Source organism: Paenibacillus solanacearum, assembly GCF_910593845.1.
Lineage (GTDB): Bacteria > Bacillota > Bacilli > Paenibacillales > NBRC-103111 > Paenibacillus_G > Paenibacillus_G solanacearum.
Genome location: NZ_CAJVAS010000042.1, coordinates 16,033 through 37,123, shown reverse-complemented (window position 1 = coordinate 37,123; position 21,091 = coordinate 16,033). Strand labels below are relative to the sequence as shown.

Here is a 21,091-nt window from a genome sequence, read left to right as displayed (position 1 = left end):
TTGGCGGTCTTCGCCGTTGTTTGCAATTTTCAATGGTTGGGTGCGATTGGGAGGGGGAACACGAGTGACTGGACAAAAAAGATTTGTATGGCTAGCGGCGCTGATTGCGCTGCTGGCCACCGCAGGTTGCGGGGACGGCGATGCGGCGCCGCAGGGCGCCCTGAATTCGGACAAGACTGGACCGATCGAGCAAGATACGACACCGATTACGCTGCAGCTTTATGCTTACAACGCTCTTACCGACGAGGAGTTCGCCGCATTTTTCAGTGATCCCGTAAAGAAGAAATATCCTCATATCACCATGGAGCTTGTCAAAAGTGGGCAAGGGCTAACGCCTTGAACCGGTACGATCCAACCACCTTGCAGGCCATGCGCATCAATGACGGACAGCAGAAGTTGGCCGGGCTGCCCTATGCGATGAACTATGCGGTTTTGTACTATAACAAAGATATTTTCGACAAATTCGGGTTCGACTACCCGCGCGATGGCATGTCTTGGAACGATGCTATCGAGCTTGCGCACAAAATGACCAGAACCGATAGCGGGGTCGACTACCAGGGCATCGATCCGACCGGAATCACTCGGGTTGGCTCGGGTCTGTCGCTGCCCTACGTCGATCCGAAGACGAACAAACCGCTGATCGATTCGGATGGATGGAACAAATCGTTAACTTTGCTTAAAGAACTGTACAATATTCCCGGTGTTGTCAAAGGAACCACTTTCAAATACGGAACCAATGCCTTTACGAAGGAAAAGTCACTTGCCATGCTGGCGGAGTGGGGCAATCTGATGTCAGGCACATTGGAGAAGGTAGCCAAAGACGGGGACAAGTTGAACTGGGACATGGCGTCCCTTCCGAATTTTACGGGGCTGGTCGGCACAGGCCGAGAGACCGATCTGCACGCGCTGCTCGTGTCCAAAACGGGCAAGCATAAGGATCAAGCATTCCAGGTCATCTCACTAATTGGCAGCGACGAAGTACAGCAAACCATCAACAGCAGCGGCAGGTTGACCGTGCTGAAAAAAAACGACGCTTTCAAAAAAAGCTTCGGTTCCGCTCTGACAAGCATGAAAGGAAAAAACTTCAATGCGATTTTCTCAGTCACACCGTCTCCCAATCACGTGCCGTCCCTATATGACAACATAGGCCGCACTGCTTTGAATAACGCCGAGAAGGCAGTCGCCTTGAATCAGAAAGACGTCAATACCGCCTTGAGAGACGCGCAGGAGGAAGCAAGCAAGGCGATTCAGTCTCAGCTGGCCAAATAAGGAAAGTTTTCAAAGACAACAAACGTATAAGGAGAGTTCTGAAACTATGAATATTGTCTATTTCCACACGCATGATACCGGGAGATACATCCAGCCTTACGGGTATGCCGTACCTACGCCTCATTTGCAAAGTTTCGCCGAAGAAGCGGCGCTGTTCCGCCAAGCATTCTGCGCCGGCCCAACCTGCTCGCCAAGCCGCAGCGGCCTGCTTACCGGAATGGCTCCGCATTCGAACGGGATGCTCGGTCTCGCCCATCGCGGCTTCCGGCTGAACGACTGCTCGCAGCACCTTGCCTCGTTCCTTGCCCGAAACGGTTATGAAACCGCACTCAGCGGCGTACAGCACGAGAATCACGGTGCGGGAGCGGTCAACGAGCTCGGCTACAAGCAAAACCTCAATCTTTTGAACGAAGCGCGTGGAGGCGAAGTGCGCGATTTGCAGACGGCCCGGCTCGCTGCCGAGTTCATCGGCAAGCAGGGGGACGCGCCGTTCTTCTTGACCGTCGGCTTGCATAACACGCACCGCGCGGAATTCGATTTCCCGCAGACGAGTCGTCCGGTCGATTCCCGGTACGTCATGCCTCCGCATCCGATGTACGACACGGCAGCCAACCGCAAGGATATGGCCGGATTTATCGCTTCGGCTGCGGTTGTCGACGAGTGCTTCGGCATTGTGCGGCAGGCCATCAAGGACGCCGGAAAATGGGACGACACGATACTCATCTTTACGACCGACCATGGCATCCCTTTCCCCCGAATGAAATGTTATTTGTACGATACGGGCATCGGCGTTTCGCTTATGATGCGTGTCCCAGGCAGGAGAGAAGGTCTAGTAATCGACACGATCGTCTCGCAGATCGATCTGTTCCCGACATTGTGCGAGATAACCGGAATAGCCCAACCGGACTGGCTGCAAGGCTGCTCGCTTGTGCCGCTGCTGGACGGCAGCGCCTCCGAAGTTCGCAGCGAACTATTCTCCGAGGTGACGTACCACGCCGCTTACGAGCCTATGCGCTGCGTGCGGACGGAACGCTACAAATTGATCCGCTTCTACGACGATCACGATCAGATTGTCATGTCAAATATGGACAACGGCTTGAGCAAACAGTTCCTGATGCAGCACGGCATTCGCGAGCGCAGCCGCTCCAAAGACATGCTGTTCGACCTGTATCTCGATCCTGTAGAACGCGAGAACATGATCGACGATCCCGCCTATGCCAGCATGGCCGCCGATCTGGCCGCGCGGCTGGAAAGCTGGATGCGGCGTACGGACGATCCACTCCTTCAGGGCTCGGTACCGGCACCTGAAGGAGTGCGTGTCAATTCGCTCGACAGCTTGCACCCGAATAACGGAGCCGGCCATTGAGGCTAACCGAACGCATGGGCGATAACTAGGTGGTGAAAAGACGGACGAGCTTGCCATCCAAAGCAAAGTCCAATATTGCCCGAATCTCATCATGTAAATGTGGCAGATAGATGAGGGAAAAGTTATCGCTCTTAGCCGGGGAAGGTCTCACAGACGTGGAGTAGAAAAAAGGAAGGGGGAGCTTTAACATTAATGAAAACATATATGATTGCAACCACATTGGTAACGCTCACATTGATGGGAGTCACGGGCTGTACAGCTTCAAAAAGCATAAGCACGGATAAGAACGCTCCGGTTGTCAGTACGGAGCCAGTTACACTCAAGGTGTATATGTATGGTTTAAAAGAGCTTACGGATGAAGAATTTAAAACTTATTTTTCGGATCCGATTCAAAAGAAATATCCGTATATTACCTTGGAGCCTTTGGTTGGTGTCAAGGGCTCTTTACCCGAAGAACTCATCACGTCGGGGAGTTTTCCGGATATTATCCTGACCAGCGTCGCCCGAATCCCGGAATTCATGAAGCTGCAAGTGCTTGAGGACATCAGCCCGCTCATCAAGAAGAACAGCATCAGTCTCGACCGATTCGAGCCTTCGATCATTGACTCCTTTCGATGGTACAGCGATAAAGGCGAAGTATTCGGACTGCCCTATTCCATTAATTTCGCCGCTCTATTTTACAATAAAAACATATTCGACAAGTTCGGAATTCCCTACCCGAAGGATGGCATGACTTGGGATGATGCGCTGGAGCTTTCGCGTAAGCTGACGCGGAATGTAGACGGAGTCCAGTACAAAGGTCTGGATACCGGCGGTGTGTCGCTAATGGGCTTCGGTTTGTCGCTGCCTTATGTTAACAAAGCGGCAAACAAAGCGGCGCTGCAAACTGATCAATGGAAAATGGTGCTGGACAAAGCCAAAGAATTTTATGAAATTCCAGGAATGATTGAGGGGGATAAGCTGCCGGGCGCAGGCGAGTTTACTTCGGATCAGAGGATGGCGATGATGGCAGCCTGGGGTAACGGGCTTACCGGCACATTCGAAACGCTGCAAGCTGAGGGAAAGCCGCTTCATTGGGATATGGTGACGATCCCCAATTTCAAGGAAGCGATGGGCTATTCCAGAGAAGCGGATTATCAACTGCTGATGGTATCCAAAACCTCCAAGTACAAGGAGCAGGCGTTTCAGGTCATATCGCATATAACCGGAGATGAATTGCAGGATCTCATTAATAGGAAGGGGCGGCTTACATCTCTGAAGAAGAACGACCAGTTCAAGAAGTCGTTCGCTGCCGATCTCCCTAGCTATAAGGGGAAGAACATGAACGCGGTATTCGGAGTCAAGCCGCAGAAGCTGCATGAACCGTCCGATTACGACGCCAATCTGAGAACACTCGTCAACAACACGTTGCGGGAAGTTGTTGTGAACAAGAAGGATACGAATACGGCTCTGAGGGAAGCGAATGAAAAAGGCGATAAATATATTTTAGACGAGTCGAATAAGTAAACTCCACCTGTTCCCGAACGAGGAAATCTCCGGACGTGTAAAGTACAAATAATGCATCCGAATGCAGATTCTTGGATCGATGGGGCATGCAGTTCAAGCAGCAAATCCATGAAAATGCACCTCGCGTTATGGTTTTTGGATGGTCGGGAAACCTCCATTTTACCATTTTTCGCTACGGTGCGTTTTTGCTTTTTATCCGATTTATTGGAGATCCTTCTTGGCCATTTTGAAAGGGGATACATATTGTTATGAAATGGAAACCTCAGTTTATCACCGTAATAGCCGTCCTATTACTTGCAGGCTGTACTTCAACGGAACAAACAGCTGGTCCGATGAATGATGCCCTTCAGCCGGCACGGCCAACAGAGCCTGCTGCGCAGCTGATGAACCAGAGTGATCTGCCCAAAGATTTATTTTACAGTAACCCGGTTATCAAGAGTGGAGCCGATCCCAGCGTGATTCGTACAAGCGATGGCAAATATTATGCCTATCCGACAGGAGGCAGTGGCATTAAGGGATATTCCAGCAGCGATCTCGTACAGTGGAAGGACGAGGGGCAAGTATTGAAGGCGATAGACAGCTTTGGAGACAAAAATTTTTGGGCGCCACATGTCGTTGAATACAAAAGCAAGTATTACATGTTTTACTCTGCGGTGAAGGGCGAGGAGAAGATGCATATCAACGTCGCGGTTGCGGATTCGCCTAAGGGTCCTTTCAAGGATATGCTGAAGGAGCCGCTCTTGAATTATGAATACGGCACGATTGACCCGTATATTCTGGTTGATGATGACGGCAAAATTTACTTGTATTACTCCAACAATCTATTACCGTTCGGAGACAAAAAAATCAGCGACATTAATGTTGTCGAATTGAACGAGGACATGAGTTCTTTAAAGGGCAAGCCAGTATCGGTGTCGAAGCCAGAACAGTCTTGGGAGAAGCAGAGCGGCAGCAATGAATGGAACGAGGGCGCTGCTGTTCTGAAGCATGACGGCACCTATTACTTGATGTTTTCGGCCAACTGCTACTGCAACCGCAAATATTCGGTGGGTTATGCCACTTCTAAAAGTCCGACCGGTCCGTTCGTTAAATATAAGGACAATCCGATTTTGAGCGCCGACCACACCAAGGTATCCGGACCGGGACATCACTCCATTATCCTGTCCCCGGACGGCAAGGAATGGTGGATCATGTACCACACGCACGCTGATGCGAAGAAGGGCGGAGGCAACCGCCAACTCAATATAGACCGGGTCGGGTTCCGCAGAGACGGATCCATGTACGTGAACGGTCCGATCATTACAGGGCAAATGCGGCCCTCCGGCACGACCGGCAAATGGAAAAACATCGCAGGCGACGCCGCGATAACAGTAAGTTCGATCAAGCAAGGCTTTTCGGAGAAAGCATTGAACGATGGCGAAATCGGACTGTACAAGCGCTTTGAACGGTACGATTGGGTGGCAAGCAACGAAACAGCCGGAGCTTGGGCGCAGCTGACCTGGCCGAATCAACGGGTCGTGAAGGCCGTAATGATCTATAAGAGTGCAAGCGGCTTAAGATCGATCCATACTGGCAAGCTAATTCTGGATGACGGCACGGAAATCAAAAATATCGAGTTCCCAACCGAGCCTGGTGCCGCCGCGATTGTTAATCTTGCGGAGCGGAAGGTCAAATCCATCAAAGTGGTCATCGAAAAAACGGCGACCAACGAAACGGGACTTTCTGAGATTGTGATTATAGGCGAGTAACGGGGCAGAAAATTGCTGTTTTTGTATATTCACCATTCCTTTAACATCAACAAAATCGCAACTAAACACCAACTAACCTTCGTAATATACTAACAATAAAAACTACCCATGAAAGGTGGAGGAGATCCGTTGAAAACAATTACATTGCCCGAAATTTCGATTCCGGTCTCGAAGCAGGCGGACGTCGTGGTGGTCGGAGGCGGTCCGGCCGGTATTGCCGCTGCCATTGCGGCGGCCCGCAACGGAGCGAAGACGCTGCTCATCGAGCAGAGAGGTTATCTCGGCGGAATGGCAACCGTGTCGCTTGTGCCGGCTTTTTGCCCGTTTACGGATAAGGAGAAACCGGTCATCCGCGGGATCGGGCTGGAGCTGCTGGAAGCCATGAAGCAAAGCTGTGGCGAAGATTACCTGCGTAAGTATCAGAACCGCCTGGACTGGGTGCCGATCGACGCGGAGGTACTGAAGCGCGTGTACGATGATGCCGCGCTGAAAGACGGGGTCGAGCTTCTGTACCACACGTTTGTCGGTCAAATCGTGAAGAACGAAGGGGGACGGCGCGTCGAAACGATTGTCACGCTCAACAAATCTGGCCTTGCCGCCGTTCAGGCCAATTATGTGATCGATGCTACGGGAGATGGTGATATTGCGGCGCTTGGCGGAGCACCTTTTCAAAAAGGGGGGGAAGCTGGGGAGCTGCAGCCGGGAACGATGTGCTATTTGGTGTCAAACGTCGACCGGGAGCGTTTTCTGGCATATTTGAAGGAAAGCGGAGATTCGGGGCAAATCCACCTCGCGGTAGAGAAAGCACAGCGTGCCGGAGATCTACCGCCGGGACGCGGGAAGGTATCGGGTCTTTCCTGGCTGGCGGACCATTTGGTCGGGGTCAATTTCGGCCATGTGTTCGGCATCGACGGGAAGAGCGCTGAAAATTTGACCAGGGGAGCGATCGAGGGTAGAAAAGTGGTTCAAAAGCAGATGCGGTTTTTGCGCAGCTATGTGCCCGGCTTCGAGCGAGCTCACTTGACGGTAACTGGGGAGCAAATCGGCATTCGCGAAACGAGGCGAATTGAAGGGGATTATATTTTGACGCAGGATGATTTCGTCCAAACGCGAAGCTTCCCGGACGATATCGCCCGCAACGCCTATTTCATCGATGTGCATCTGGCGACGAGCACCGACCGTATGAACATTTACCGGTTGCCCCCAGGACAGTCGCACGGCGTGCCTTACCGCTGTCTGCTGCCCAAGCAGCTCGACAACGTATGGGTCGCGGGCCGCTCCGCCTCGGCGGACCGAATCGTGCAGGGCTCGCTCCGGGTCATGCCGAACTGCTTCGCGATGGGGCAGGCCGCAGGAACGGCGGCTGCGCTGGCGGCAAAGCGGTCGCTGGCAAGCCGGGACGTCCCGGTCGCTGAGCTCCAGTCGCTGCTCATTCGCCAAGGTGCCTGGCTCGGCGAACGATTTCTCACTCATACGGCTTGCGGAATCACAAAGGAGGAATAATGCACGAGTGATTCAGTAATTGGGATGTTACTCGCAGTCCGTCATTTTGTTTACTGTGTCTCCTTCACAAAATGGTCCAAGCCAGGTTTGTCTCCGTCGCACTGAGCAGCGCCGTCGGCTTCACCCGCTCCATACGCTTAAAACCGGCTTGAAATGTAAGCGCAATCAGGCGAATACTCGGCACACGAAAGGGAACAAACATAAAAAAACGGAGGTCTATGGTCATGGTGAAAAAATGGAATTTGGCAGTCGTACTGCTGTTACTTGTGACGATGCTTGCGGCCGGCTGCAGCAGCGGAGGTAAAGACGCGAACGACGGAACGGGGACAAGTGCGAATCCGACCGCGAAGGAGATTACCGATCCGATTACGTTGACGTTTTACAACGGACAGCCCGGCGCCTTGAATTTCGACACCTTGGGCATTACGGAAGCGCTAAAGAAAAGATTTCCCTATATTACGCTGAATATTATTAATCGCGGAGACAAACAGGACTACAAGGATCTGATTGCAGCGGGGACGCTGCCGGACATTATTTATGAATCCGCCAGCTTCATGGTCAGCCGGATTATCGAGAATGGTTTCCAGTACGACATGCAGGAATTGGTGAAAAAATACAATTTTAATCTTCAACAGTTCGAGACGGCCGTACTGCAGCAAACACAATTTTCCAATACGGAAGGAAAGCTGTACGGATTGCCGTTCACCATGAACCGGTACGCCCTTTACTACAATAAAGACCTGTTCGACAAGTTCGCGATCGATTATCCGAAAGACGGCATGACATGGGACGACATTTACAATTTGGCCGTAAAAACTTCGCGCGAGGACCAAGGTACCACGTATATCGGCTTCGAAACGACGCCGAACAATATGATGCTGAATAACCAGCTTTCGCTCAGCCCGCTTGACCCGAAGGAGGATAAAGCGACCGTCAACACGGACGGCTGGAAAACCCTGTTCGAAAATTTGAAGCGGTTCTATGAAATTCCGAGCAACAAAATGGTTGCAGCCTCCGAAGTCAGTAAAGGCAATGTAGCGATGGCGCTGGAAAGCCACCCGATCATGATCAACTGGGCCAAGGTGAATCCGGGCATGAACTGGGATGTCGTTTCCCTCCCGACGTTAAAAGAAAAGCCGAATATAGGCCTCAAGCCCGCCACGCTCGCTCTATTCCTTACGCAAAACTCCAAATACAAGGATCAGGCGTTCCAGGTCGTATCCTATTTGTTATCCGAAGAGGTGCAGTCCTTGCTCGCCAAGCAAGGGGTCGGCACTCCGCTCGCCAGCAGCGCGGTCAAGAAAGTGTTCGGCCAGGACGTACCGGAGTTGAAGGGCAAAAATACGAACGCGTTTTATTTCTACAAGGACGCACCGCCGTCGCCACTGCGCGATCCGAAGCTGACGAATGTCAACGTTGACTTGGGTGTGGCGTTCACGAACATGGTCAATAAGAAAACCGACGTCAATACGGCTCTAAGGGAATTCGAGGATCAGATTAATAAGAATATCGAAACGGCCAAGCAAACCAAATAACCGGATAATGCACCGCTGACGCCGAGAAGGAAAATATCGACTCTATGAACAAGCTGGGCAAAGTAGAACGCAAGAACATGATCGACGAACCTGCCTATGCCAGCATTGCCGCCAATCTGGCCAAGCGGCTGGAAAGCTGGATGCGGCGTACGGACGATCCGCTCCTCGCGGGTCTCGGTAACGGTCCCTATCAATAGCTAAATAAAAACGTTCGACGCGGCTGCCGACATGTATCGGCAGCCGCGTTACGTTAACTGGCAGTTTTTTCATGACCAGGGGGGATACGGCAGGCATTTCCTTCGGAATCTGCTTCCGTCCTTTTCTCGTTCCCTTCTTTCGATCCTGTTCTTTGTTGACGGTCAGATAGATTGGCAATCAGGGGCAGGCCACTCCCGATAAATTCTGCTGTAAAGTACCGTAAATTTGTTCAGACGATTATCCATATTATTCAATGCTTTCTCCATTTACTCCCATTATGGAAGGCGTATAATTAGATTCGATAGCGCTTTCAGTTCCTACGATTTTCCATCTAAACACTTGGGGGGATTGGTATGGATAGAAATAGAAAGAGAACATTCGGGCTCCTGATGTCGGCAGCGGCATTCATTTTTGTAACCGCTTGCAATAGCGGAGGAACGGCGCCGACAGCCGAGACTGCGAAGCCTGTTGTGAATGACAAGACGGAGTCGGCCGATCTCGTCGTCCTCTCCAAGGTTCCATCCATCACCCAAGATGAATTCGACAGGACGATTGCCGCACCGATTCAAGCGAAATACCCCAACTACAAAGTGAAGTATATCATCGATGGGAAAGAAACGACGCTGGATAAGATGATGGTCGCCGGTCAGGCGCCGGATATTACGATCACCTCGATCGGAGGCATGTACAGCGCTTTAATTCCGCTCAGCCTGGAATATGACTTGACGGAGCTGATCAAGAAATACAACTTCAATCTGAACCGCATTGAGCCGTCAACGATCGAATCGCTGAAGAACGCAACAAGCAAGGGGGCCATCTACGGCTTGCCGAAGTATACGAATGGGGTCGTTCTTTTTTACAATAAGGATGTATTCAAGAAGTTCGGGGTGCCGTTCCCTACGGACGGGATGACCTGGGATGAAGTGCTGAAGCTGGCGACGACGATGACCCGGGTGGATAACGGGACGCAGTACCGGGGAATGGGCTTCTTCTACAGCAACATGCTGACGGAGAATCAGTTGTCTGCCCCATTCCTCAATCCGAAGGAAGACAAAAGCGCAGTCAACGGGCCATTGTTCCAGAAGCTGCTGCAGACCTACAAATCGTTCTACGATATTCCGGGCAATAAGCCTACGGAGGATTTGAGCGCGGATAAGGAGCTGACGGCGTTCCAGAAAAACCGGAATATGGCGATGGTCATGGCGCCGTTGTCCGGCTACGGCCGATTCGAATCCGATCCGGATCTCGATTGGGATTTGGTATCGGCTCCGACGTTTTCTGATCTGCCGAAGGTCGGATACCAGCCGAATACGATCTATTACTTCATAAGCAATGCGAATAAGCAAGCGGACCAAGCGTTCAAAGCCGTCGTCGAGCTGCTCTCGGACGATGTCCAGCTGCAGGCGAATAAGGAAGCCCGTCCGACGGTGCTGAATGATGAGAAGATTCGCGCTACGCTGGGAAGCAACCATAAGCTGTTCAAGGATAAAAATTTCAAGTCATTGTATTATAACAAATTCGCTCCGATCCCGCCGGCGAACGAGAAGCTGGCTCCGCTCGTGAATGCGTCTTCCATTGTGCAGAGTGAGTTCGCTGCCATGATCAAGAACAGCACGGATGTGAACACGGCGTTAAGACAGGCGGACGAGAAAATTAATCAAGCAATCTCGACAGCGAAGAATAAGTAAGCTCACGGGATGGAGCCTTGGCTGGACGGCAGGTAGCCGCCGCCAGGGCTGTTTCCGCCGTTCGAATAGGCACATTGAAATGTAAGACGATTATCCATATGTTCCGGACGATCTTGAATTTACTGCGGATTGGCAAGGGAGTATATTGAATTTATCAGCATACGATTGTGCTGGGATCATTCGCCGGATGCTGCGGTGCACAGCGGACTGGAGGGAGCTATGGAGAAGGAGTTTCTGCATCATTTTTACCCTAGAATCTTGGATGTCACTCATCGGGAAGCGGCTTACTGGGAGCTTCATCATTACCGCGTCGAACGTCCTGTGACGAATGTATTTAATCTTGTCTTTGTCTATAAAGGCGATGGTGTGCTTGTTCTGAACGGAGAGCGGTTCGAACTGAAGCCGGGCTGTGTCTTCCATGTCAACCCGGGGATGTGGATGGACATCAGCACGACGGCCCACAATACGCTTCACTATTATGGCGTTCAATTCCATCAGCTCAACATTCAGTGGGAGGGGAGCGAATGCCAGAGCACGATTACACATATGCCGCTGCCCTTCAAGCGGGTGCTGACGATGCCGACATTCGCGCTGCACAAGCAGGCCTCGGAGCTGTATGACAGCTGGCACTCGAAGGTGACGGGCTATGAATGGCAGGTGAAGCTGGGCTTGTTCGAACTGATGGATTCGCTCTGCAACGTGGTGATCGCTGAGCAGACGGAGCAGGAGAAGTCGTACCGGCAAATGGAGGACAGCGTCCGTTATATCCGGCAGCATTATGCGGAGGAGCTGAATCGTACGATTTTGGCCAAACAAACGTCCATGTCGGTGAGTCATTATTCCGCGCTGTTCAAGAATGCGGTCGGCATCAGTCCGCTGCAGTTCGTGGAGAAGGTGCGGATTGATCAGGCGAAATCCATGCTGACCAGTACCTCCAAGCCGATTAATGAAGTGGCTAAGGCGGTAGGGTATAACGATCCGCTGTACTTCACCAGGGTGTTTACGAAGATTACAGGCATGGCGCCGCGGGAATACCGTGGCGGCTGATGTCGTGAACATGGTAGCTGCAAGAAGCTTATACCATCTTGAAGAAAGAAGGTGCGCTGATGAGTGCGTTGAAAAGATATGATGTCCTGATCGCAGGCGCGACGTTCGAAGGACTTGGGATAGCAAGTGCAGCGGGGAACCGCGCCGTATTGATTGAACGGACGGGCGGTGTCGGTGTGGAGTTTACGGCCACCTACCGGCAGGCTGTTATCGACCGTACGCTCGCGGTGTCGCCTAGGGCCGAGGCGCTTCGCCAGGAAGCAGACGGCAGAAATATAATTTCGGCTGAAGGTGGTATACACTGGCCGGCTTTCGTGCCGATCCTGCACCAGGTTATTCAGAAGGAGCAGCTGGAGGTTCGGTTTTTGACTCGCATTATTGAGGTGGCGGCGGATCCTTCCGGGGATTATCGGGTCACTTGGATCGACGCGGCTGGCTTATCTACGGTGCTCGCCGGACGTATTGTCGATACGACTAACTTCTGTGAGACGGCGCCCCAAGCGGCAGCGGGCTATCTAGGGAAACGGCGGCTGAATGCAGTCATCCATAACTCGAGTGCTCCGGAACAGCAGCCCCCGGATTGCGACGGTTATCCGGTGCATGGGGGACGGTTCGCGACCGAGTGGATTACTAGTGCAGCGCTGGAAGCGGAAGACGATTGGGCATCAGCACGGGAGCGCTTGCTGGCGCATTGGGCGAAACGGCCGGAAGCGCTGCGTCCGTGGCAGCTCGCCACGATCGCCGATGGCTTCGATGTGGAGGTCGAGGCGGGTACCGGGATCGACATCGCCGATCGTTGGGAGTGGCGTCCAACAGCCCGGTATCGTGATCCGGTGGCGGCCTTCGAGGCTGGACTACAAAGCGCAATGGGGGTGCGGACGGCATGATCTTGTCAGAGCGTTGGAACGGGAACGTGAAGCAGAGGAGCTGTGAGTCTTCGTTTGACGAGGATTACGATGTCATCGTGGTCGGTCTCGGTACTGCGGGGGCGCTCGCTGCACTACGGGCGGGACAGCTGAGGCTGAAGGTGCTCGGCATCGAACGGATGCACGGGATGGGCGGTGTCGGGACGCTGGGTGGCGTTACGGGATACTACTTCGGCACACGCGGGGGAATCTATGAGGAGATCGACCAGCAAACAGCGGAGCTGGAGCAGGCGTTGTTCCTCAAGGCGAGCGGAGTGAATGCGAATGCGAAGAGCATCGTCCTGGAGCGGGCGCTTGCGGCTTCCGGTGTCGTGTTCCGGTACGAATCCGTAGTGCTGGGCGTGTATCTTGAGGATGAGCGTGTGAAGGGGCTGCGTTGGGTCGGGACGGATGGCACTGTTCAAAGTACATCGTGCCGGGTCATCATTGACGCTTCCGGTGAAGCAGAAGTATGTGCGCTGGCCGATTGCGCGGTACGCCGAGGGCGGGACACCGACGGACAGGTGCAGCCGTACTCCAACGTCGTGCAGTGGCTTAACAACAATCGGGTGGAGCACTACTATACAGATTCGGGCTATGTGGATGCCGGTGATCCGGAAGCGATGTCGGCCGCGATCATAAGTTCTGCGCTGCTGGAGACACACCTCAAGCCTTCCTACAGCGATGGCAGACGCATGCTGAAGGTTGTGCCGCAGCTCGGTCTTCGCGAAGGACGCCTGATTGTAGGTGAAGAGACGGTCACCTTCGGCGACTTCAGTCAAGACCGGTATACGAGCGAGCCGTTATTCTTCGCCTATTCGAACCTGGATAATCACAGCAAGGACGTCGCCTTCGAAAGCGAGGCGCAGCAGGATTGGTCGGTTGTGGCGAGTCTGTGGGGCTTGAACTTTACGATTCCAATTCCGAAGGGTGTGCTCATCCCGGCAGGCAAGGAAGGGCTCGTCATCGCGGGACGCAGCATGTCGCTCGACCATGAGCTGGCCAGCTGCATCCGGATGAAGCGGGATATGCAAAAGACTGGTGAAGCGGCCGCGGTGATGGCTTATCTCAGCATTACGAAAGGCTATGCCATGAAGGATATTCCTTACGCGGAGCTGCGTCCGCTGCTCGAGGAGACCGGCTGCCTGGAGCGTGGTGCTGGGGTAGAGTTCAAGGACAGCTCCGTGCCGGCGACCGATGCGCTACATACGCGCAAGTGGCTGACGGCTGTGGAGGACATCCATGCGGGCTTGTCCGGCACGAAGGCGGGCATTGCGATATGGTCTGCGAAGCGGCAGGATTCTGCCATCGTGCCGCAGCTGCTTGAGTGGCTGACCTCACAGGAGGAGCATCTGAGGAAGAACAGCGCGCTGACGCTCGGGCTGATCGGCGATGACGCCTGCATTCCTGTGCTGCGGGAGATGGTACGGGAACGGGATATGTTCGTGCCGTACACGAGCCGGAAGTATAACCAGGTGCGCGGGTATGCCGCGATCTACCTGCTCGGCAAGCTGGGTGATGCCGGCATCGTGCCGGAGCTGCTCCGCATTCTGAATAATTCCAGCTCCCTGCCGGCGATGGAGACGGAGGAGCGGAACTGGGAGTTCATCTCCAATCCGCAGGAGCTGTATTTCCAATACTTCTCCTACACGGTGATGGCGCTGTTCCGGATAGCTGAGAAGCATGCGGAGCTGCGGGACAGCATTGTAGAGGCGGTGCAAGCGCGGCTGGCGGACCCCGACTTGGAGCTGAACGTGACATTTAAGGGCTCCCGTGTCATCAAGTACTCGATGATCCCGCGTGTGCGCGAGCTGACGGTGAAGAAGCAGCAAGCCTGGAAGGGTGCAGCGGTGTAATAAGAAGGGCCAATCGGAGAAGCTGCTCCGGTTGGCCCTTGTTCGTTTGTGCATGGTGTAAAGATGGATGATGCACTTCGGGGTCTCCGTTTTTGAAGCTTTCGGATTGACAAACGGCCGTATTTGCGGTTTAATGATTAATAATTAGAAAATTATCTAAATAACTAAATAAGTGATTGGAAAGGAGGGATTGCTTATGCCGCTGAACGATGCGTTCAAAGCGTTGTCCGACCCGACCCGACGCAAAATTCTCGATTTACTGAAGGAAGGCGATCTGACGGCCGGCGAAATAGCGGAGCATTTTGACATTACCAAGCCGAGTATCTCGAACCATCTCAACCTGCTGAAGCAAGCGGAACTCGTATGGGTCGAACGAAGAGGGCAGCATATCGTTTATTCCCTTAATACGACCGTGTTCCAGGATGTACTGAAATGGATTCTGAATCTACAGCAACCGAAAGGATGATTCCTATGAAAAAATGGATTTTCCCCATTGCTGCGGCCGCAGTAGCCGCTTTGGCCAGTCTCTTTGCTTATGCCGATCTGCCCGAGTCGATGGTGATTCACTTCAACATTTCCGAGCAGCCTGACCGCTGGATCGCCAAGCCGGTGGGCGCGTTCCTGCTGCCGGCGCTTATTCTGGCGGTTTCTTGGACGGTTATGATGGCCGTCAAATTCGAACAGGACGCGAACAAGCGCCTACGCGTGGAAGCGAGCATCGGCGTGATCACCGCGATCGTATCCTCAACGCTGCTCGCGGTGCATCTCTTCACGATCGCCTACAATCTAGGCTATGAATTGCGCGTGGCTACGGTGACCACCGTGATCATTGGGTTCGTCTTCCTCATCATGGGCAATCTAATGCCCCGTTTGCCGCAAAACTCTCTGAACTGGCCTAAGCTGCCCGTTGACATCCAGCGCAAGGCGTCCCGCTTCATCGGCCGGTTCATGTTCGTGCTGGGCATAGCCTTTGTACTGCTGGCCGCGCTGCCCGGCCCGGCCATTTTCCCTACCTTCTGCGTTCTTCTGGCGGTTTTCATCGTGGTCACGCTCGGCGCATTCGTGCGCTACTTGCGGATGTAGATCCAAAAGTTATGCCGATTCTGTTAAAATATTAATTATTTATGAGGGGCGTTCAAATTGGATACTAAAGTGAATGAAATTGCGGAATGGATGTTATCTGAATTGAAATCATCTGGGATTTTGTATCAAGCCGATGCGGTTAACTATATAATAAAAAATTTTGGTGAAGCGTTTATTTATATTAACGAAAATGGAAATCAGTCAATATCAAAGGATGTAAAGAAAGCTTTTAAAAAGTTGCATGCTGGAAGAGCCGCGTGGGAGCGAGATGGTTTCTTTTGGGGTTGGACTTGATAAGCTGCAGGGGCGTGTATAAAACGACTTCGCTTTGGTCATAATGAATTTAGGGTAGCCATTCACGGAAAAAAGATCTGAAACTATATTACCGGATAAAAATCGCTAATGAATCCATTATGGAACTGTGAATAAATAAGTATCGCTTGAAATATAGTACTTTCCGGATTTATCCTTGTTGGACCTCAAATGAGAAGAAGGACTGGTCGAAAAAACCGATCCTTCTTTTTTTATTGCGTTCCTGCGAAAGAGGGCTCGGGCCATATGCTAAAGGTTAATCACGCTTGCTTGTACTACCTATTCTTTTTCGACAATAGAAGTGCTGTGCTCATCTACAATGTGACAAACTTTTTTCCAATGCAAAGGTATAATGTAATTATGTCACAATCAGAAATTCCTGTTTGTATTACAAACACTTGGGGAGATGGTCTATATGGACGAGCAGTTCATAAAGAGGCTGCACACGCTAAATCGTCGTGACGAATTAAGATCAAAACTATTGATCGAAGGTGTAAAACTCACTCTCAAACGTAAGAAGGAAATGGGTTTATTATATAGGTTTTTTAATAGTAAAAAGAACCTGGTCATTGCCAAAGGATGGAATTGAAGTTTTTTATAAAAAAACAAATTGACTTTCTCGATACGAGTTTAATAAACAACTGAAACGCGGCTGCCGGCATCGATCCGCAGCCGCGTTTCGTTAACGGGACAAAGTTCGATCAATCGCATAGCGTAGTTGAACGACGCCGCTGCCGAGGGGCTTACAGTCCAACAGTTGTACTTGTTTAAATCGATAGTTGTCTTTGTCGATCAAGAGATTTAACCCTCTGCCTTCCAATATGGGTGCTACGTTGAAAATCACTTCGTCTACAAGTCCTTGACCCAGGTATGAATTGTGGATATCCGCACCGCCGCTAATTAGGGCGGTCTGATGGCCCTTCTCCTGCAGGTAATCCAAGGCTTCCTCTGGCGATCTCACAACCTTTACGCCCGGGATTTCCGAGGCGCTCTTAGAAACAACAACGATATCGATATCGGCAAAGGGCCCTGGTCCACCGCTGCCACGCATTCCTTCGAAGGTCCGACGCCCGACAATGAAATTTCCTGCAGCTTTGGCGTGTGTAATGAAGTCGTCCAACGCTTCTTTTCTCGGCGGATTTTCGGGGCTGGATTGTGCATAATTGCCATTTGCGGTTAAGGTTGCCCATAGAATGGTTTTCATAGTCTTACTCCTCTTCATATTCGATTCGATAATTTTCGGATAGCTGCTGCCACCCGATCCGGACGATCCTCCTGAACGTAGTGTGAGGCATCTTCTAGAATTTCGGTTTCGTTCATCGGCAAATATTTCTGCCATTTGGCCATCTGTTCGAGCGGGAAGCCGGCACTATCTTTCGTTCCCCACACAATCTGTGCGGGCAATTCGGACAAATTCGACAGCTTCGACTCAATTTCGGCTAGCCACATTCGTGCTTTGCGGATATACCTTGGAAATACCCATGTCGGAATCCTGGACTTCGGAGTCGGGAATGGGTCGGTATAAGCTTTGCGCAAACGATCCGTGACTTTCTCGGTATGATATATTCCGTGCGGTACAATGACTTTGGCGAAAAAATTACGTTGTTTCTGAAGCCAGTACCCGATAGGCCAGCCCCCCATGGCGAGCGAGAACAATTTCATCGGCAATATTTTCGCAGGCCATGCCCAAGTATTCATTACGACGATGCCGCGTAAGTTTTCTCGATGCCGTACTGCGTAGTTCAGGCCGATCGGACCTCCCCAATCCTGAACGACTAATATAAAATCTTTCAAATCCAGAAGGCGAATGATATCCTGAATGGCTTCCGAATGCTCCTGTGGCGTAAAGCGGTAGCCGTCAGGCGCCTTCGACATCCCGAATCCGGGGTAGTCCGGAGCGATAAGGCGGAACTCCGTACGAAGCTCCTTAATTACGTTGCGATAAAGATAAGACCATGTAGGGTTGCCGTGCAGGAGAAGAACTGCCGGGCCCTGCCCTTCGTCGACGTAATGGATATACCCGTTACGGTAAGGCAGCCACCGGTCGGTGAACGGGTACTCCGCAGGGTCTAATTCAAACGGTCTATTCAAGTTGATCCCTCCTTCCTAACGAAATGCCCAGCATGTTTTCCCGCCCTTGCTTCACATCTTAATTGATCTATGCTACATTTGAAAAGTAGTTACATTTAAGTGCAATAGTTTCAAAAAATGAACTATGGAGTGGTCAAAATGATGGATCGATCTTGCCCTGGTACTGTTGAGCCTATCCTGGAAATCTTGGATGGGAAGTGGATGCTTCTTCTCCTATTCGAACTGTTCAACGGGAATCGACGTTTTGGCGAGTTACGTCGTAAGCTGCAACCGATTAGTCCGAAAACTTTGACAGATCGCTTGCGACTGTTAGAGGAAAAAGGAATCGTCACGCGTACTCTTTATCCAGGCGTACCGTTACATGTCGAATATGACCTTACCGAGAGCGGGAAGGCGCTGCAGCCGATTTTTGAAGCGATGTGGACGTGGACTCAGGAGCATGGCGCATATCTGCGGAATAAGACGATCGAGAAAGATCAAGAGGCAGAGAGGGAACAGTGAAGGCCATCCTGCAGAAGGATGGCCTTTTTCAAAACTTGCCGTTACAGACAGCGCGGAGATCCGTACCACAAGTAAAAGCTCCGGTCAGGTCATAGAGTCAGGCGACGTGTGGCCTGCTTCTACTTGCTTATTCATCCGTTTTGCGCATGCAAAGCTCCCGGAGGTGGAGGATGACGATTTGCTCCATCGTCTCTGGTGTGTATAGCTCCGGTCGAAGCAGTGCGAGGATCGTCAAGCCTTCGACGACTGCGGCCAGTCTAAGCGTTTCGAGCTCTATATCTATCGACGGGGGAAGAAGCTCAGCACTACGCAGAAGGCCGAGGACCGTTTTAGTCAGATGGTGAAGTCCGTCCGTGAGCTCGTCTTTTTTAACTCGCAACGTCGAGCTTGAGAGGGAACGAATGGCGAATACCCACCAGACGCCTGTTGCAGTTCGTTTTTCCGAATCCATAGGGAGTAGCTCTAAAAGTATTTCTTTCGCGGCTTTTATCGGAATACAGCTTATATCCAGCCCCTCTGCCTTGTGTGCTGCCCTTGTCAAAAAGTAATCCACGATAAACAGCAACAGCTCGTCCTGCGTTGAAAAATAATGCCGCAAGGCACCGGGCGACACCCCCGCCGAAGCGGCGATAGCGCGGATTGACGCATGCTCGATTCCTTTTTCTTCGATAATCCTCCACGCCGATTCGGCGATCAGCTTCCTTTTTTGTTCATGGTCCACGATTTTCGGCAACGATACCCCCCCTTGCCTTATTTAATACACTGTACTAAAATAAAAAACACAGTGTGTTATTTAGATGCTTATTTGGTTATAACGCATTGCGTTTATTCCGTCAATGGTATGGGAACTTGTCTGTACGGGAACTTGTCGTGATCGGCGAGAGGGGGATTTCGGTGCAGGACCAATCCAACGGAGGATTTCGTATGCATTCGAGCTGTTATATTTGTAAAAAGGCGTTTTATGTCCTTGAGGGGACTCAAGCTTACGGCCATGTGAAGCGAAACATGAAAGGAATGCATTGCTGCGAAGATTGCAAGTTTATGATCGAACTTGAAGCACGCCTGCAGTTCGGGAGGCGGCTGTTGACCGGTAAAGATTAGGTTTCAACATCGGCGCAGCGCTGCAGGAAAACCGTGGAGCTCCGAGGTTCCGAAGGAGTGCACATTTATTCTTGTAGTCCGGCTCCCTGCATAAAAGCGGAAAGCCCCGTCGTAACGGGTGCTTGCTGCTGCTTTTTCACCGGACGTCAAGCGCCTGAGCGGCCTGAACGTCCAGCAGCTTCGTTGCAAACCAGTTCGGGTACAGCGGCGCAGGGCGCGTCAGTTCATCCAGCGTCGCGATTTCCTGCACCGTCAGCTGCAGCCCTGACGCGTTCAAATTGTCTTCGAGCTGGCTCAACTTGCTCGAGCCGACGAGCACGCTGCTGACGTGAGGCTGCGCAAGCAGCCATGCGAGCGAGACCTGCGCCGGCGTTGCGTCGTGCGTGTGAGCAATATCTTTCACCGTATCCATCACCTTAAAACCCCACTCCTTGTCATGCGGTAAAAAATCAAACCCGCTCAGCCGATGTTCCGGATCGATCAAATGATGACGAGTATATTTGCCGCTCAAGAACCCGCCGGCCAGCGGACCCCATACGGTTAAGCCGACACCGCCGTTTTGCATGAAAGGCACCGTATCGTGCTCGATGTCGCGGCCGATCAGCGAATAGTACATTTGTCCGTTGATGAAGGGGGCCCACCCGCGTTCTCGCTGCATCTGAACAGCTTGGGCGGCCAGCCAAGCCGGCCAGTTCGAATAGCCGATGTACCGCACCTTGCCTTGCCGAACTAGATCGTTCAGTGCCTCCAGCGTCTCTTCGAGCGGTGTGAACGGGTCGGTTTTATGAACGATGTACAAATCGATATAATCCGTCCCCAAGCGAATCAAACTCGCCTCGCACGCATCGAACAAATGCTTGCGGGACAGCCCGGCTTGCACAAGCTCCGGTCCCATCCGCATGCCGGCCTTGGTCGCAATGACGACTTCCTTCCGGCGCGATCCGAGCAGACGGCCGAGTATTTCCTCGCTTAGACCGTCCGCATAAGCATTGGCCGTATCGAAGAAGTTAATGCCTGCGGCAAGCGCATGGTTGACCAGCTCCTGAGCGTGATCCTGCCCTACCTTGTAAACGCTCGGAATGTTCCCGGACCCGAACGTCATCGCCCCGAATGCGAGCTTCGATACGAGCAATCCGGAACGGCCCAATTGTGTATACTTCATATTTTCCAGCCTCCCATGTGGTTTGTTTATTGAATTTCATGATCTCAGTATATATAACGGCAGGGATTTAGTACTTGAACAATATGACCGCGATTTTGAACAAAATGCGCATAGGAGGGGAGGACCGCGTTGTCTGGGTCCCATTATTAGGATAAACTGAATGTAAAAGGATGCGAACCGTGAACGATCATGGCGTTTGGCGGTTGCGTAGGGATGAAGG

20 protein-coding genes are annotated in these 21,091 nt (G+C 52.0%); 16 read left to right on the top strand and 4 right to left on the bottom strand.

The window, feature by feature from the left end; genetic code table 11:
- The first annotated feature begins 64 nt into the window (after positions 1-64).
- The 15 genes from KXG62_RS27900 to KXG62_RS27830 all read left to right on the top strand — a co-directional run bounded on the left by KXG62_RS27900 (position 65) and on the right by KXG62_RS27830 (position 15,998).
- On the top strand, positions 65-340 hold the full coding sequence (locus KXG62_RS27900; protein WP_218095311.1) for a hypothetical protein: 276 nt from the start codon (positions 65-67) through the stop codon (positions 338-340).
- Complete coding sequence (locus KXG62_RS27895) at positions 337-1,269, top strand: extracellular solute-binding protein (protein ID WP_218095310.1); 933 nt, start codon at positions 337-339, stop codon at positions 1,267-1,269. Before KXG62_RS27900 ends, KXG62_RS27895 begins: the two co-directional genes overlap by 4 nt.
- Before the next feature lie 46 nt (positions 1,270-1,315).
- The gene (locus tag KXG62_RS27890; protein ID WP_218095309.1) at positions 1,316-2,635 is read left to right on the top strand and encodes a sulfatase family protein; all 1,320 of its coding nucleotides are present in this window, start codon (positions 1,316-1,318) and stop codon (positions 2,633-2,635) included.
- Between the two features lie 330 nt (positions 2,636-2,965).
- Complete coding sequence (locus tag KXG62_RS27885) at positions 2,966-4,141, top strand: ABC transporter substrate-binding protein (RefSeq protein WP_218095308.1); 1,176 nt, start codon at positions 2,966-2,968, stop codon at positions 4,139-4,141.
- A 248-nt stretch (positions 4,142-4,389) separates the two neighbouring features.
- Positions 4,390-5,889, top strand: coding sequence for a glycoside hydrolase family 43 protein (locus KXG62_RS27880; protein WP_343223532.1), 1,500 nt, complete (start codon positions 4,390-4,392; stop codon positions 5,887-5,889).
- A 129-nt stretch (positions 5,890-6,018) separates the two neighbouring features.
- Positions 6,019-7,392: an FAD-dependent oxidoreductase gene (locus tag KXG62_RS27875; RefSeq protein ID WP_246627671.1), complete on the top strand. Its 1,374-nt coding sequence runs from the start codon at positions 6,019-6,021 to the stop codon at positions 7,390-7,392.
- 224 nt (positions 7,393-7,616) lie between these two features.
- Entirely contained in the window at positions 7,617-8,927 is a 1,311-nt protein-coding gene (locus KXG62_RS27870) for an extracellular solute-binding protein (RefSeq protein WP_218095305.1), read from the top strand.
- Between the two features lie 44 nt (positions 8,928-8,971).
- The gene (locus KXG62_RS27865; RefSeq protein ID WP_218095304.1) at positions 8,972-9,124 is read left to right on the top strand and encodes a hypothetical protein; all 153 of its coding nucleotides are present in this window, start codon (positions 8,972-8,974) and stop codon (positions 9,122-9,124) included.
- 354 nt (positions 9,125-9,478) lie between these two features.
- Complete coding sequence (locus tag KXG62_RS27860; RefSeq protein ID WP_218095303.1) at positions 9,479-10,813, top strand: ABC transporter substrate-binding protein; 1,335 nt, start codon at positions 9,479-9,481, stop codon at positions 10,811-10,813.
- A 219-nt stretch (positions 10,814-11,032) separates the two neighbouring features.
- Positions 11,033-11,860, top strand: coding sequence for an AraC family transcriptional regulator (locus tag KXG62_RS27855; RefSeq protein ID WP_218095302.1), 828 nt, complete (start codon positions 11,033-11,035; stop codon positions 11,858-11,860).
- 59 nt (positions 11,861-11,919) lie between these two features.
- On the top strand, positions 11,920-12,747 hold the full coding sequence (locus KXG62_RS27850; protein ID WP_218095301.1) for an FAD-dependent oxidoreductase: 828 nt from the start codon (positions 11,920-11,922) through the stop codon (positions 12,745-12,747).
- Positions 12,744-14,621 carry an FAD-dependent oxidoreductase gene (locus tag KXG62_RS27845; protein ID WP_218095300.1) on the top strand — a complete coding sequence of 626 codons (1,878 nt, stop codon included), beginning with the start codon at positions 12,744-12,746 and terminating at the stop codon, positions 14,619-14,621. Before KXG62_RS27850 ends, KXG62_RS27845 begins: the two co-directional genes overlap by 4 nt.
- Before the next feature lie 202 nt (positions 14,622-14,823).
- The gene (locus KXG62_RS27840; RefSeq protein ID WP_218095325.1) at positions 14,824-15,087 is read left to right on the top strand and encodes an autorepressor SdpR family transcription factor; all 264 of its coding nucleotides are present in this window, start codon (positions 14,824-14,826) and stop codon (positions 15,085-15,087) included.
- A 5-nt stretch (positions 15,088-15,092) separates the two neighbouring features.
- Complete coding sequence (locus KXG62_RS27835) at positions 15,093-15,704, top strand: DUF1648 domain-containing protein (protein ID WP_218095299.1); 612 nt, start codon at positions 15,093-15,095, stop codon at positions 15,702-15,704.
- A gap of 57 nt (positions 15,705-15,761) precedes the next feature.
- Positions 15,762-15,998 (top strand): DUF6953 family protein, encoded by a 237-nt coding sequence (locus KXG62_RS27830; RefSeq protein ID WP_425517383.1) that lies wholly within the window; start codon positions 15,762-15,764, stop codon positions 15,996-15,998.
- A 700-nt stretch (positions 15,999-16,698) separates the two neighbouring features.
- Here the strand turns inward: KXG62_RS27830 and KXG62_RS27825 are convergent.
- Together KXG62_RS27825 and KXG62_RS27820 are read right to left on the bottom strand one after the other, a co-directional pair.
- Positions 16,699-17,220 (bottom strand): dihydrofolate reductase family protein, encoded by a 522-nt coding sequence (locus KXG62_RS27825; protein WP_218095298.1) that lies wholly within the window; start codon positions 17,218-17,220, stop codon positions 16,699-16,701.
- Between the two features lie 14 nt (positions 17,221-17,234).
- Positions 17,235-18,107, bottom strand: a complete 873-nt coding sequence (locus KXG62_RS27820) for an alpha/beta fold hydrolase (protein ID WP_218095297.1) — start codon at positions 18,105-18,107, stop codon at positions 17,235-17,237.
- Positions 18,108-18,245: 138 nt separating this feature from the next.
- Between KXG62_RS27820 and KXG62_RS27815 the strand changes: the two genes are divergently transcribed.
- The gene (locus KXG62_RS27815) at positions 18,246-18,608 is read left to right on the top strand and encodes a winged helix-turn-helix transcriptional regulator (RefSeq protein WP_218095296.1); all 363 of its coding nucleotides are present in this window, start codon (positions 18,246-18,248) and stop codon (positions 18,606-18,608) included.
- A 127-nt stretch (positions 18,609-18,735) separates the two neighbouring features.
- Here the strand turns inward: KXG62_RS27815 and KXG62_RS27810 are convergent, their stop codons facing one another.
- Complete coding sequence (locus KXG62_RS27810; RefSeq protein ID WP_218095295.1) at positions 18,736-19,341, bottom strand: TetR/AcrR family transcriptional regulator; 606 nt, start codon at positions 19,339-19,341, stop codon at positions 18,736-18,738.
- 504 nt (positions 19,342-19,845) lie between these two features.
- A complete protein-coding gene (locus KXG62_RS27805; RefSeq protein ID WP_218095294.1) occupies positions 19,846-20,871 on the bottom strand; it encodes an aldo/keto reductase in 1,026 nt (341 codons plus the stop codon).
- Positions 20,872-21,091: the final 220 nt, after the last annotated feature.

Bases quoted from the DNA above. Each gene is read 5' to 3' on its own strand.
- KXG62_RS27890 (WP_218095309.1), top strand. From the start codon at position 1,316: ATGAATATTGTCTATTTCCACACGCATGATACCGGGAGATACATCCAG.
- KXG62_RS27870 (WP_218095305.1), top strand. From the start codon at position 7,617: ATGGTGAAAAAATGGAATTTGGCAGTCGTACTGCTGTTACTTGTGACG.
- KXG62_RS27805 (WP_218095294.1), bottom strand. From the start codon at position 20,871: ATGAAGTATACACAATTGGGCCGTTCCGGATTGCTCGTATCGAAGCTC.
- KXG62_RS27845 (WP_218095300.1), top strand. From the start codon at position 12,744: ATGATCTTGTCAGAGCGTTGGAACGGGAACGTGAAGCAGAGGAGCTGT.
- KXG62_RS27815 (WP_218095296.1), top strand. From the start codon at position 18,246: ATGATGGATCGATCTTGCCCTGGTACTGTTGAGCCTATCCTGGAAATC.
- KXG62_RS27855 (WP_218095302.1), top strand. From the start codon at position 11,033: ATGGAGAAGGAGTTTCTGCATCATTTTTACCCTAGAATCTTGGATGTC.
- KXG62_RS27850 (WP_218095301.1), top strand. From the start codon at position 11,920: ATGAGTGCGTTGAAAAGATATGATGTCCTGATCGCAGGCGCGACGTTC.
- KXG62_RS27880 (WP_343223532.1), top strand. From the start codon at position 4,390: ATGAAATGGAAACCTCAGTTTATCACCGTAATAGCCGTCCTATTACTT.
- KXG62_RS27885 (WP_218095308.1), top strand. From the start codon at position 2,966: ATGTATGGTTTAAAAGAGCTTACGGATGAAGAATTTAAAACTTATTTT.
- KXG62_RS27835 (WP_218095299.1), top strand. From the start codon at position 15,093: ATGAAAAAATGGATTTTCCCCATTGCTGCGGCCGCAGTAGCCGCTTTG.
- KXG62_RS27860 (WP_218095303.1), top strand. From the start codon at position 9,479: ATGGATAGAAATAGAAAGAGAACATTCGGGCTCCTGATGTCGGCAGCG.
- KXG62_RS27825 (WP_218095298.1), bottom strand. From the start codon at position 17,220: ATGAAAACCATTCTATGGGCAACCTTAACCGCAAATGGCAATTATGCA.
- KXG62_RS27865 (WP_218095304.1), top strand. From the start codon at position 8,972: ATGAACAAGCTGGGCAAAGTAGAACGCAAGAACATGATCGACGAACCT.